General features: G+C 66.0%; 11 protein-coding genes, 1 pseudogene and 2 riboswitches. Of the genes and pseudogenes, 11 read left to right on the top strand and 1 reads right to left on the bottom strand.

The genetic code is table 11. The features are described 5' to 3' along the window. Positions 1-56: 56 nt before the first annotated feature. Positions 57-155, top strand: a riboswitch (glycine riboswitch). After that, positions 156-261: riboswitch (glycine riboswitch) on the top strand. A gap of 54 nt (positions 262-315) precedes the next feature. The 11 genes and pseudogenes from gcvT (at position 316) to LH19_RS13470 (ending at position 10,163) form a co-directional block, all read left to right on the top strand. Then, the gene (gene gcvT, locus LH19_RS13520; protein ID WP_054733543.1) at positions 316-1,452 is read left to right on the top strand and encodes a glycine cleavage system aminomethyltransferase GcvT; all 1,137 of its coding nucleotides are present in this window, start codon (positions 316-318) and stop codon (positions 1,450-1,452) included. Positions 1,453-1,455: 3 nt separating this feature from the next. Further along, positions 1,456-1,827, top strand: a complete 372-nt coding sequence (gcvH, locus tag LH19_RS13515; RefSeq protein WP_054588443.1) for a glycine cleavage system protein GcvH — start codon at positions 1,456-1,458, stop codon at positions 1,825-1,827. Positions 1,828-1,869: 42 nt separating this feature from the next. Then, entirely contained in the window at positions 1,870-2,691 is an 822-nt protein-coding gene (locus tag LH19_RS13510) for a glycosyltransferase family 2 protein (protein WP_234715929.1), read from the top strand. A gap of 3 nt (positions 2,692-2,694) precedes the next feature. Beyond that, the gene (gene gcvPA, locus LH19_RS13505; RefSeq protein WP_054728834.1) at positions 2,695-4,053 is read left to right on the top strand and encodes an aminomethyl-transferring glycine dehydrogenase subunit GcvPA; all 1,359 of its coding nucleotides are present in this window, start codon (positions 2,695-2,697) and stop codon (positions 4,051-4,053) included. A gap of 32 nt (positions 4,054-4,085) precedes the next feature. After that, entirely contained in the window at positions 4,086-5,645 is a 1,560-nt protein-coding gene (gene gcvPB / locus LH19_RS13500) for an aminomethyl-transferring glycine dehydrogenase subunit GcvPB (protein WP_054733540.1), read from the top strand. A 40-nt stretch (positions 5,646-5,685) separates the two neighbouring features. Beyond that, a complete protein-coding gene (locus tag LH19_RS13495; RefSeq protein ID WP_054728831.1) occupies positions 5,686-6,603 on the top strand; it encodes a hypothetical protein in 918 nt (305 codons plus the stop codon). Positions 6,604-6,754: 151 nt separating this feature from the next. Further along, positions 6,755-6,988: a hypothetical protein gene (locus tag LH19_RS13490; protein ID WP_054728829.1), complete on the top strand. Its 234-nt coding sequence runs from the start codon at positions 6,755-6,757 to the stop codon at positions 6,986-6,988. A gap of 17 nt (positions 6,989-7,005) precedes the next feature. After that, positions 7,006-7,455, top strand: coding sequence for an ABA4-like family protein (locus tag LH19_RS13485; RefSeq protein ID WP_054728827.1), 450 nt, complete (start codon positions 7,006-7,008; stop codon positions 7,453-7,455). Then, positions 7,452-8,088 (top strand): annotated as a pseudogene (locus tag LH19_RS13480) (DUF938 domain-containing protein). The gene LH19_RS13485 and the pseudogene LH19_RS13480 overlap by 4 nt, the downstream one beginning before the upstream one ends. Positions 8,089-8,190: 102 nt before the next feature. Beyond that, complete coding sequence (locus LH19_RS13475) at positions 8,191-9,750, top strand: fatty acid--CoA ligase (RefSeq protein ID WP_054728824.1); 1,560 nt, start codon at positions 8,191-8,193, stop codon at positions 9,748-9,750. Further along, positions 9,747-10,163, top strand: a complete 417-nt coding sequence (locus tag LH19_RS13470; protein ID WP_054728821.1) for a GFA family protein — start codon at positions 9,747-9,749, stop codon at positions 10,161-10,163. The genes LH19_RS13475 and LH19_RS13470 overlap by 4 nt, the downstream gene beginning before the upstream one ends. A 19-nt stretch (positions 10,164-10,182) precedes the next feature. Here the strand turns inward: LH19_RS13470 and LH19_RS13465 are convergent, their stop codons facing one another. Then, entirely contained in the window at positions 10,183-11,985 is a 1,803-nt protein-coding gene (locus LH19_RS13465; RefSeq protein ID WP_054728817.1) for a diguanylate cyclase, read from the bottom strand. Positions 11,986-12,003: the final 18 nt, after the last annotated feature.

The following is a 12,003-nucleotide window of genomic DNA, read 5'->3' as shown; positions in this document are numbered from 1 at the left end:
TCCTTTGCCGGGCGGCGCCAAGGCTCGGGCGTCTGTCGGGTTCCTTACGGGATTCGACCGGCCGCGCGGGAGAGCGTGGGGCAGGGCAACCGGCACCCACCACCGAAGGAGCAACCGCCCCGGAAACTCTCAGGTCAAAGGACCGCGCTGGCTGGAACGGACACTCTGGAAAGCGTTCCGGCGGTTGCCGGAACCACCGAAGGGGTAACTCCATGCACTCATGGAGGAAAACTCTCAGGTTCCCGTGACAGAGGGGGCATGACGCAAACCGCGGCAGAGGGCTGCGCGTTCGTCATGCAACCGCGGGAGACTGACATGACCGAAAATGAACCGACGGGCGAAGAGTTTGCGGTGCCGACCGCGACCCTGCCGCTCGACGCCTGGCACCGCGACCGCGGCGCGCGGATGGTAGAATTCGCCGGCTACTGGATGCCGATCCAGTATGAAGGCATCATGGCCGAACATATGTGGACGCGCGAGAATGCGGGCCTGTTCGACGTCAGCCATATGGGGCAGATCAGCCTGTCGGGTGCCGGCGTTGCCGAAGCACTCGAAGCGCTCGTCCCTGGCGATATCTCGGCGCTGAAACCCGGCCGCATGCGCTATTCGTTGCTGCTCGGCGAGGACGGCGGCATTCTCGACGACCTGATGGTGACCAATGAAGGCGACCAGCTTGGCATCGTCGTCAACGGTGCGGTCAAATGGGACGATATCGGCTATCTGCGCGAAAATCTTCCCGACGACATCACGCTCAATCACAATGAGGATTACGGCCTGCTGGCGTTGCAGGGACCGAAGGCGGCGACGGCGCTCGCGCGGCTGGTTCCCGAGGCGGCCGGCCTTGTCTTCATGCAGGCGGCGCGCGCGATATGGAACGGCCATGCGATCGGCCTCAGCCGTTCGGGCTATACCGGTGAGGACGGTTACGAGATTTCGCTGCCGAACGAGGCACTCGAAGCTTTTGCCGACGCGCTCTGCGCGATGGACGAGGTGAAGCCGATCGGCCTCGGCGCGCGCGACAGCCTGCGCCTCGAAGCCGGCCTGCCGCTCTATGGCCACGACCTCGACCCGACGACCGATCCCATCGAAGGCGATCTGGCGTTCGCGATCAGCAAGCGCCGCCGCGAAGAGGGCGGTTTCCCGGGCGCGGCGCGCATCCTCGGCCACCTGGCCGACGGCAGCCCGCGCAAGCGCGTCGGCCTGCTCGTCGATGGTAAAATGCCGGTGCGCGAGGGCGCGAAGCTGTTCGACGGCAACACCGAAATCGGCATCGTGACTTCGGGCGGCTTTGCGCCGAGCGTCGGTGCGCCGATCGCCATGGGCTATGTCCCCCGCGACCACGCGGCGCCCGGCACGGCGATCGCCGCCGAGGTGCGCGGCAAGCGGGTGCATTGCACCGTCGCGGCGATGCCCTTCGTTCCCCATAATTATGTCCGCAAACAGGGAGGCTGACCGATGCCGCGTTATTATACCGAAGAGCATGAGTGGATCGACGTCGATGGCGACATCGCGACCGTCGGCATCACCGATTTCGCACAGGGCCAGCTCGGCGACATCGTTTTCGTCGAGGTTCCCGACACCGGCGCTGAACTGACTGCGGGCGGCGACGCCGCTGTGGTCGAATCGGTGAAGGCGGCGAGCGACGTCTATGCGCCGGTCGACGGCACCGTCACCGAAGGCAATGGCCAGCTCGAGGAAGATCCCGCGCTCGTCAACTCGGACCCCGAGGGCGAAGGCTGGTTTTTCCGCATGACGCTGGCCAACAAGGGCCAGCTCGACGGCCTGATGAACGCGGCGGCTTACAAGGCCTTCTGCGACGACCTTTGACCCGGACCCCCTCCCGTATGTGGGAGGGAAAGGGGAGACGATGTGACCGACACCGGCCCGGCCCTTTCGCATTGCCGCCTGATGGTGGCGACGCCCATCTATGACGGGGCGCAGGGCACCTATGTCCGCGCCGCGCTCGACCTCGCGCTGAAGGCGCAGGCGGCGGGGGTGCCGGTACGGTTCGAGTTCATCCTCTATCAGCCGTCGATCACCCGCGCACGCAACATGCTGACGGCGATGTTCCTCGCCAGCGACTGCACGCACTTGCTGTTCGTCGATGCCGACATCGATTTCACGGCGGAAGACGTGTTTTCGATGGTGCGGGCGATGGACGGCCACCCCGACTGCGGGGTGCTCGGCGCCGCCTATCCGCGGCGGATGACCAACTGGCGGAATGTCGCCCGTGCGGTCGAAGCCGGGCTGGCGAAAGATAACCCCGGCGAGCTTGCGCGTTTCTCGGGCGAGTTTGCGTTGCAATTCCTCCATCCCGAACAGGGGTTTGCGCTCTCCGATCTCGTCGAACTGGCGCATGTCGGAACCGCGATGATGCTGATCCGCCGCGACGTGCTCGAAGGGATGCGGGCGCGCTACCCCGACACCGCCTTTCGTCCCGATCCCGCCGAGCGGCAGGCGCATCGGCTGGGCGAGCAGGTTCATGCTTTCTTCTATCCGATGATCGACCCCGAAACCCGGTCGCTCCTGTCCGACGATTATGCCTTTTGCCGCCGTGTCCGCGACGCGGGTTTCCGCATCTGGCTCGCCCCGTGGGTCAAGGTCACCCACAGCGGCCCCGCGATCTTCCAGGGATCGCTTTCCGACGTTGCGCAGCTTCTGGCTGCAAATCCCGCTTCTTCTCCGGAGTAACATATGCGCTACCTCCCTCTCACTCCCGACGATCGCAGCGCGATGCTCGGCGTCATCGGCGCGTCGTCGATCGACGACCTGTTCGCCGACGTCCCTGCCGAGGCCCGGCTGAACGGTCCGATCGAGGGGCTGCCGATGCAGGCCAGCGAACTGGCAGTCGAACGCCATATGGGCGCGCTCTCGCGCCGCAACCGCGCGGCGGGCGACGGACCCTTCTTCCTCGGCGCGGGCGCCTATCGCCACCATGTGCCGGCGAGCGTCGACCATCTCATCCAGCGCGGCGAGTTCCTGACCGCCTATACGCCGTACCAGCCCGAAATCGCGCAGGGCACGTTGCAGATGCTGTTCGAATTCCAGTCGCAGGTCGCGCGGCTGCTCGGCACCGATGTCGCCAATGCGTCGATGTACGACGGCTCGACCGCCTGCTGGGAGGCGATCGTCATGGCGCGGCGCGTGACGCGGCGGAACAAGGCGCTGCTGTCGACCGGGCTCCACCCGCATTATCGCAGCGTGGCGCGGACGATGGCGAAATATACCGGCGATGTGCTGGTCGACGGCGACCCCGAGCTTGCGGCGGGGACCGACTGGGCGGCGCTCGCGGCGGCGATCGACAAGGAAACGAGCTGCGTCGTCGTGCAATATCCCGACATCCTCGGCCGCATCGATGACATGACGACGTTGGCCGACGCATGCCAAGCCGCCGGCGCCCTGCTGATCGCGGTGGTCACCGAACCGGTGGCGCTCGGGCTGATCAAGTCGCCCGGCGAAATGGGCGCCGACATCGTGGTGGGAGAGGGCCAGTCGCTCGGCGTCGGGCTCCAGTTCGGCGGGCCCTATGTCGGGCTGTTTGCGTGCAAGGCCAAATATGTCCGCCAGATGCCGGGTCGTCTGTGCGGCGAGACGGTCGATGCCAATGGCAAGCGCGGCTTCGTGCTGACGCTGTCGACGCGCGAGCAGCATATTCGCCGCGAAAAGGCGACGAGCAATATCTGCACGAACTCAGGCCTTTGTGCGCTGGCATTCAGCATTCACATGACCTTGCTCGGCGAAGCCGGGTTGCGCCAGCTTGCGGCGATCAACCATGGTCGGGCAAAGTTGGCGGCGGCGGAGCTGGCGAAGCTCCCCGGCATATCGGTGCTGAACGAGAGCTTCTTCAACGAGTTCACGCTGCTGCTGCCGACGGCGGCCCGCCCCGTGATCCACAAGCTCGCGGAAAAGGATATCCTCGGCGGGGTCTCGCTCGGACGCCTTTATCCCGACAACGCGGCACTGGAAAATGGCCTGGTCGTCGCGGTCACCGAAACCGTCACCGAGGCGGATATTGCCGCCTTTGCGACCGCCCTGAAGGAGGTGCTGGCATGACCGCGCTCAACCGCGCCGGATGGCGCCCCGAAATGAACGCCGCCGGTGGTGCCGATGACAATGTCACCTTCACCGGCAACCGCGCGCTGATGCTGGAAGAGCCGCTGATCTTCGAGATCGGGTCGAACGATACGACCGGCGTCGATTTCGACGAGGCGGCGCCTGCCAGCGATCTCGGCGCGCTCGCGCGCACCGCGCCGATCGGCCTGCCCGGGCTCAGCGAGTCCGAAACGGTGCGTCACTATACCCGCCTGTCGCGGCAGAATTATGCGATCGACCTAGGGCTTTTCCCGCTCGGAAGCTGCACGATGAAGCATAACCCGCGGCTCAACGAAAAGGTCGCGCGGATGGCGGGCTTCGCCGATGCGCATCCGCTGCAGCCGCAGGAGACGGTGCAGGGTGCCTATGCGGTGATCCACGAGCTGGCCGAGTGGCTGGTGACGCTGACCGGTATGCACAGCGTCGCGATGTCCCCGAAGGCCGGCGCGCATGGCGAGCTTTGCGGCATCCTGTGCATCAAGGCGGCACTCGAAGCGCGCGGCGAGGATCGGCGCGTGCTGCTCGTTCCCGAAAGCGCGCACGGCACCAATCCCGCGACCGCTGCGTTCGCCGGCTTCACCGTCGAGGATATTCCCGCGACCGCCGAGGGTCGCGTCGATCTGGCGGCGCTGAAGGCACGCCTCGGGCCCGACGTCGCGGGGGTGATGGTCACCAACCCGAACACCTGCGGGCTGTTCGAGCGCGACATGAAGGCGATCTCCGATGCGGTTCACGCGGCGGGCGGCTATGTCTATTGCGACGGCGCCAACTTCAACGCGATCGTCGGCCGCGTCCGCCCCGGCGACCTTGGCGTCGACGCGATGCACATCAACCTGCACAAGACCTTTTCCACTCCGCACGGCGGCGGCGGGCCGGGCTCGGGCCCGGTCGTGCTGTCCGAAGCGCTGGCGCCGTTCGCGCCGCTGCCCTTCGTGACGAAGCAGGCGGACGGCGGTTTCCGTCTGATCGAAGAGGAAAGCGCCGGCGAGGATCATCCGCAGACCTTTGGCCGGATGACCGCGTTTCACGGCCAGATGGGCATGTTCACCCGCGCGCTGACCTATATCCTGAGCCACGGCGCCGACGGGCTCAAACAGGTTGCCGAGGATGCGGTGCTGAACGCCAATTATCTGCTGCGCAGCCTCGACGATGTGCTCGATGCGCCGTTCGGCGGCTCGGGGCCGTGCATGCACGAAGCCTTATTCAGCGACCGCGGGCTTGCCGAAGGCTTCTCGACGCTCGACATCGCCAAGGGGCTGATCGACGAGGGCTATCATCCGATGACGGTCTATTTCCCGCTTGTCGTCCATGGCGCGATGTTGGTCGAACCGACCGAGACCGAAAGCAAGGCGGTGCTAGACCAGTTCGTCGGCGCGCTGCGCAGCATTGCGCTCCGCGCGAAGAACGGCGATCCGGTGCTGAAGTCGGCGCCGCATTTCGCACCGCGCGCGCGGCTCGACGAAACGGCGGCGGCGCGCAAACCGGTGCTGGCGTGGAGCGAGCCCGACGTCGCGCCGGGCGTGCCGGTGGCGAGCGAGATCGGCGGCGGCTGAAGGCATTTGCGTCCTTCGCCGGCATGAAGCGGAGGGGACTATGCGGCAGTGGGCAATATATGTGGCGGCGCTCGCAGCGGTTCCGGTGACCGCGCAGGCGCCGGCGACGACCAGCGCCGTTGCGCCTGATCCCGCGGCGGCGCTTTCCGAGATGGTCGCGGCCGACCGTGCTCTCGCGGTGGCCGCGGAAGGCACGCTCTTGCCCGACGCGATCGGTGCGATGCTCGCCGCAGATGCGATCATGCCGGCGCGCGGGGACAAGCCTTTTCTCCGTTCGCGGGACGAGATTATCGCCTATCTGCGGTCAAATCCCGCGGCGAGCGGCGCACGCATCGGCTGGTTTCCGGTGCGCGGCGGTATTTCCGCCGACGGGCAGAATGGTTTCACCGCGGGATATGTCATCGTCACCCAGCCCGATGGTGCGACGCAGCCCGGCAAATATCTGGCCTATTGGGGACGCACCCCCGATGGCTGGCGCGCTCTGGCCTATAAGCGCGCGCCGCGGCCCGAAGGCGCGGTGGGGAAGGATTTTCGCGCGCTCGGCATGCCGAAGGCCGATGGATGGCAGAGCGAGGGAGGGGCGGACGCGCTTGCCAGCCTGCTCGCGGCCGAGCGCGCCTTTGCGGCGAAAGCGCAGGTTATCGGGGTCGGGCCGGCCTTTGCCGAATATGGCCATGCCGATGCGATCAACATGGGCGCCGGTGCCTCCTTCACCGAAGGGGGCGCCGCGATTGCGGCGGGTTTCGATCCCGAAGCGCAGCCCGGGCAGGCGATCGACTGGGGTCCCGATTTCGCAATCGTCGCCGCGTCGGGCGACCTCGGTATCAGCTTCGGTCGCATCGTGCCGAAGCGGCGCCCGCCCGCATTGGCAGCCGACGCGCTGCTTCCTGCATCGCCCTTTTTTACCATCTGGCATCGTGATACGCCTGCCGGTCCATGGCGATATATCGCTGAATAGGGGATGCATGATGGCCGGGGCGGGGTTTTCGATTCGATGTCGACACTGATCCCCGATCCCGCTCCCGACGATATCCGTCGCCGCGCCGGCGGCTGCCTGCTCGCGGGCACGCTGTTCGTGACGAGCTTCATCGTCGCCTGGCGCCGCGATCATGCTCTACGGCCTTGTCGTCGAACAGTGGGAGATGGTCCGCGTCCGCCGCGAGTTCAGCTATGACTGGGCCTTTCTCTACGCGCCGCTCTTTGCCTTCGGTTGCGGCACGGCGGCTGCTTTCTGGGCGACACGGCGGCAGTCGGCGGTGCGGATCACCATGTTGATCATCGTTACCAGCCTGATCGCCCTGTTCGCGGGCATAATGTTGTTCGGCCTTGGCAGGCTGATCTAGAAATCGGGGGAAGATCGATGAGCTGGGATACGCTGTTCCTGTTGTTCAACTATTGGGCGTTCGTCGGCTGGGCGGCGCTGGCTTTTGCGCCGCGCGGGCCGAAGATCCTCGCGCTCATCCTTTATGCCGGGGTGTTCCTGCTCTGCCTTGTCTATACGATCCTGATCGCAGGTTTCCTGACCGGCGGGATCGACCCGGGCGGCAGCGGCGGCGGCGATTTCACGACGCTGGCGGGAGTGATGAAGCTGTTCGACACCCCGGGCGGCGCGACTCTGGGATGGGTGCATTACCTCGCCTTCGACCTGTTCACCGGCATGTGGATCGCCCGCGACGCCGACCAGAAGGGCTTCAGCCGCATCGTGCAATTTCCCTTCCTGTTCCTGACCCTGATGGCGGGGCCGGTGGGCTTGTTCCTGTGGCTGATCGTCCGCGAACGCCGCGCCCGGGCTTCGAGCAAGGCGGCGTGACCGCGAAGCCCTGGACGCCGGGCGAGGGCGGAAGCGCCGACAAGCGTCACGCGCCCGCTACCGTGCGCAACCGCGACGCGATCGCCGCAGTACTCGCCGACTGGCTGCCCGCGCAGGGGACGGTGCTGGAGGTTGCAAGCGGATCGGGCGAGCATGTCGTCTATTTCGCGGCGGCCTTTCCCGGGCTGCGCTGGCAGCCGAGCGACCCCGATCCCGCGGCGCTGACTTCGATCGCGGCGTGGAGTGCCGAGGCCGGGCTTGCCAACATCGCTCCGCCGCTACCGCTCGATGCCGCGGCGCCCGACTGGCCGCTTGCGGTGGCGGATGCGGTGCTCTGCATCAACATGGTGCATATCAGCCCCTGGGAAGCGACGGCCGGGCTATTGGCGGGCGCGGCGCGGCTTTTTGTCGTCCGGCGCGCCGCTGATCCTTTATGGCCCCTATGTCGAGGCCGATGTGCCGACTGCCGAAAGCAATCTTGCCTTTGACGCGAGCCTGCGTGCTCGCAATCCTGCATGGGGTTTGCGCGATACGGCGGCTGTGAAGGAAGCCGCGGCGGCGGCGGGGTTGGCCTTTGCCGAACGCCGAGCAATGCCTGCGAACAACCTGATGCTGCTGTTCCGCCACACCTGACGGACCTGACAGGGCGGCGCATCGGCGCTTTACCTGCGGCGCGCAGCCGCTAGCCTTGCCTGCAATTGCGCGAAAACGACGCGATTCGAGGAGAGCGATACGATGGCCCGCGACGTTTCGGACCTTTTTACCTTCGACGAGTTTATCACGCACTGGGCCGAGGACCGGCCCGAACGGCTGGCGCTGCGCGAGGAGGACCGGGTCTATAATTATGCCGAACTCGAAGATCGTACGGCGCGTGTTGCAAGTGCGTTGCTGGCCGCGGGACTGGTAAAGGGCGACCGGGTCGCGTGGATCGGCAAGAACAGCGATCTCTACTTCACGCTCTTCTTCGGTGCTGCCCGCGCCGGCATCGTGATGGCGCCGATCGGCTGGCGGCTGTCGCCTGCCGAATGGGCATTCATCGTCAACGACACGCGGGCGAAGATCGTCTTTACGGGCCCGGGGTTCGAGGCGGTTCCGGAGCAGCTTGCCGGCAAGCTGGCGCACGATGCACGGATCGTCGGCGCCGGCGAAGCACGTGCGATGATCGACGGCGCCGTGCGCGCGCCGTTCGAGCCTTCGGGGCGCGACGACGCGGTGCTCCAGCTCTATACCTCGGGCACGACGGGCAACCCCAAGGGCGCGGTGCTGTCGAACCATAATCTGTTCGCGCTGCGCAAGCATTCGGCCGACAGCGACCTCGCCTATACCAAATGGGAGGATGACGAGGCGGTGCTTGTCGCAATGCCGTGCGCGCATATTGGCGGCACCGGGCTCGGCGTCATGGCGCTGGTGTCGGGCCTGCCGGGCGTCGTGCTTGCCGAATTCAATCCCGACGGCGTGTTCGACGCGGTCGAGCAGCATGGCGTGACGCGCTTCTTCATCGTCCCTGCGGCGCTTCAGATGCTGCTCCTCCACCCGCGCTGCGCCAGCGTCGATTACAGCCGGCTCAAATATATCCTCTATGGCGCGGCGCCGATCCCGCTCGAACTGCTACGCCAGTGCATCAAGATGTTCGGCGCGCAGTTCATCCAGGCCTATGGCATGACCGAGACGACGGGCACCATCTGTATGCTGCCGCCCGAAGACCATGATCCCGAGGGCAATGCGCGCATGCGTTCTGCAGGCAAACCGCTGCCGGGCGTCGAGGTGCGCATCCTCGGGCCGGACGGCGACGATGTGCCGCAGGGCGAGGTGGGCGAGGTCGTCACCCGTTCCTCGAACAATATGATCGGTTACTGGAACCTGCCCGACGCGACGGCGAAGACGATGACCGCCGACGGCTGGATCCACACCGGCGATGCCGGCTATCTCGACGACGACGGCTATCTGTTCATCCATGACCGGATGAAGGACATGATCATCTCGGGCGGCGAGAATGTCTATCCGGCCGAAGTCGAGAGCGCGATCTTCGGCCACCCCGCAGTGCAGGAGGTCGCGGTGATCGGCATCCCCGACGCGAAATGGGGCGAGACGGTGAAGGCGGTGTGCGTTGCGAAACCCGGCATGACCGTCGAGGAAGCTGACATCATCGCGTGGGCGCGCGATCGTATTGCAGCCTTCAAAGCCCCGCGCAGCGTCGATGTGATCGACGCGCTGCCGCGTAACGCGAGCGGGAAGATTTTGCGCAAGGACCTGCGCGCGCCCTATTGGGAGGGCTATGAGCGGATGGTCAATTGAGTGACGCCGCCGTCCTGCAAGGGACCTGTGCGTGCGGCGATGCGGCGTGGACGCTGAAGGGCGATCCGGGATCGATCACGGCGTGCAACTGCACGCTTTGCCGCCGCTACGGAGCGCTGTGGGCCTATGATTACGAGAATGAACGGATCGTCCTGTCGGGGAGCACACGGTCGTTCACGCGGCCCGGCAAAGCCGATCCGGCGCTCGAAATCCATTTCTGTCCGACCTGCGGCAGCGTGCTGTGCTGGCGCGGATTGCGGCTCGAAGCGGACGGGCGCCGCCGGATGGCCGTCAATATCCGCCTCGCGCCACCCGACGCAGTAGCGGACCTGCCGATCGATCATTTCGACGGCCTCGACAGCTTCGACGACCTGCCGTCCGACAGCCGCCGCGTCCGCGATTTGTGGTTTTAGTCGAGTCGTTGCGGGGCGCTTATGCGCTGGCTGCGTTGCGCAATTTCGCCATTTCAACGCGATCGCGGCCGAGCGTCTTGGCGCGCAAAAGGGCGGCGTCGGCGGTTCGGACAAGACGGTCGTAGGCGCAATGGTCGGGCGCAACGGCGATGCCGACCGAAATCGTGACGGGCCCCAGATCGGCGTCGCCATGGCCCAGCCGTAGCGCCGCGATGCGCGCGCGAATATCCTCGGCGCGTTCTTCGGCCTGAACGGCCGACAGTGTCGGCAGCAAGACCAGAAATTCCTCGCCGCCATAGCGGAAGGCCAGCCCGGTTTCGCGCGTCACATTGGCGAGCACCTGTCCGACGGCGCGGAGAACGGCGTCGCCGGCCTCGTGACCATGGACATCGTTGAAGCGCTTGAAATGATCGACATCGATCATCAGGCAGCCGAGCGGCTCGCCGAGGCGCTCGGCTTGCGCGATCTGCGTTTCGAGCGCGGGGCCGAGCTGGCGGCGATTGGCGAGCCCGGTGAGCGAATCCGCCATTGCCATTTCGCGCAGCGTGTCGCGAAGTTGCAGATTGGCGATCGCCAGACCGATATTTTCGGCGAGCATGTCGAAATAGATGAGCTGTGCTGCGCCCGCAGCGCCGCCGGCCGGCATTTCGAAATAGAGGAGGCCCAGCGTCTCGCGCTGCGCGGTGAGCGGCAGGCACAGGGTGTCGACCGGATGCGCCGCATCCCATGTTACATGGTCGCAGGGAACATCGACATTATCGCCCGCCGGCCGATGGCGGAGTCCGCGGCGGAGCGCCCAGCACGACAGCGCCGAAAATTGCGTGCCCGACTGCACCGGGCCCAGCCAGCTGCACGCCTCGACGACAAGGTTCCGCTGAGGGTCGAGCAGATAAAGCCGCCCGGGCATGGCGGGCGCGATCTCGGGCACGAAGCGCTGGACGATTTCCTTGAGGTCGTGGAGCGAGTCGCACCCCTGCATCCGCTGCGTCATCCGCGACAGCAGGTCGCGCATCGTCCGGTCGGCGTCGCGTTCGGCTTCGAGCCGCTGGCGTTCGAGGCCGTTCTCGCGAAAGATGCGGATCGCCTGCGCCATGTCGCCGATCTCGTCGATATGGCTGACTTCGGGGGGTTCGGCGGCGAAATCCTGCACCGCGAGCCGGTTGACGACGTCGCTGAGCTTGACCACCGGGTGGAGCACCCGCTGCTTGAAGACGAAATAGAGTACGCAAAGGACGAGGAGCGCGGTCAGCGCTAGCACGACTTCCGAGATGCGCTTCCAGAGCTGCGAAATTTCGGTGGCGTCGCGGACCTGCGCTTCGATGCGGCTGTCGAGCCGGTCCTGGAAGCGCTGGACCTCCAGCTCGGCGCGATCGAGCTGCCGTTCATATTCGGCCCCGAACAAGATCTGGCGGGCGAGCGCGCCATTGCCGTTTTCCTGCGCGGTCAGCGCCGTTTGCTGTTCGTCGTGCAGCGTATCGGCGAGTGTGACGGCCTTCTTCAGCGCATCGAGCTCACCGGTCGTGGCGCCGGCGTCGCCGATATGACGGATGCGATCTTCAACGGCTTCGAGCGCGGCGACTTCGCTGCGGTAAGCGGCCAAATAGGTCGGGTCGCCGGTGTTGACGAACTGGCGTGCCCGGTCGCTTAGCGCATAGATGTCGGTGCCGAGTTCGGCGGTCGCCTTGTCGAGCGCATAGCGTTGCTCGACTGCCGTACGCTCATGCTCCTGCGCGTTCGAGGCAAGGATCATCGTCGTGCTCGACACGATCGTCAGCAGGACCGTGGCGCCATAGGCCCAGTTGGTGATCGTCGCCAAACGCATGATGGCGTCCTAACTAGC

Source organism: Sphingopyxis macrogoltabida (genome assembly GCF_001314325.1).
Classification (GTDB): Bacteria; Pseudomonadota; Alphaproteobacteria; order Sphingomonadales; family Sphingomonadaceae; genus Sphingopyxis; species Sphingopyxis macrogoltabida.
This window is presented reverse-complemented; position numbering and strand designations above follow the sequence as displayed.

Excerpts from the sequence above, each read along its gene's own strand:
- gcvT (WP_054733543.1), top strand. The coding sequence starts at position 316 with ATGACCGAAAATGAACCGACGGGCGAAGAGTTTGCGGTGCCGACCGCG.
- LH19_RS13485 (WP_054728827.1), top strand. The coding sequence starts at position 7,006 with ATGAGCTGGGATACGCTGTTCCTGTTGTTCAACTATTGGGCGTTCGTC.
- gcvH (WP_054588443.1), top strand. The coding sequence starts at position 1,456 with ATGCCGCGTTATTATACCGAAGAGCATGAGTGGATCGACGTCGATGGC.
- LH19_RS13475 (WP_054728824.1), top strand. The coding sequence starts at position 8,191 with ATGGCCCGCGACGTTTCGGACCTTTTTACCTTCGACGAGTTTATCACG.
- gcvPA (WP_054728834.1), top strand. The coding sequence starts at position 2,695 with ATGCGCTACCTCCCTCTCACTCCCGACGATCGCAGCGCGATGCTCGGC.
- gcvPB (WP_054733540.1), top strand. The coding sequence starts at position 4,086 with ATGAACGCCGCCGGTGGTGCCGATGACAATGTCACCTTCACCGGCAAC.
- LH19_RS13490 (WP_054728829.1), top strand. The coding sequence starts at position 6,755 with ATGCTCTACGGCCTTGTCGTCGAACAGTGGGAGATGGTCCGCGTCCGC.
- LH19_RS13495 (WP_054728831.1), top strand. The coding sequence starts at position 5,686 with ATGCGGCAGTGGGCAATATATGTGGCGGCGCTCGCAGCGGTTCCGGTG.
- LH19_RS13465 (WP_054728817.1), bottom strand. The coding sequence starts at position 11,985 with ATGCGTTTGGCGACGATCACCAACTGGGCCTATGGCGCCACGGTCCTG.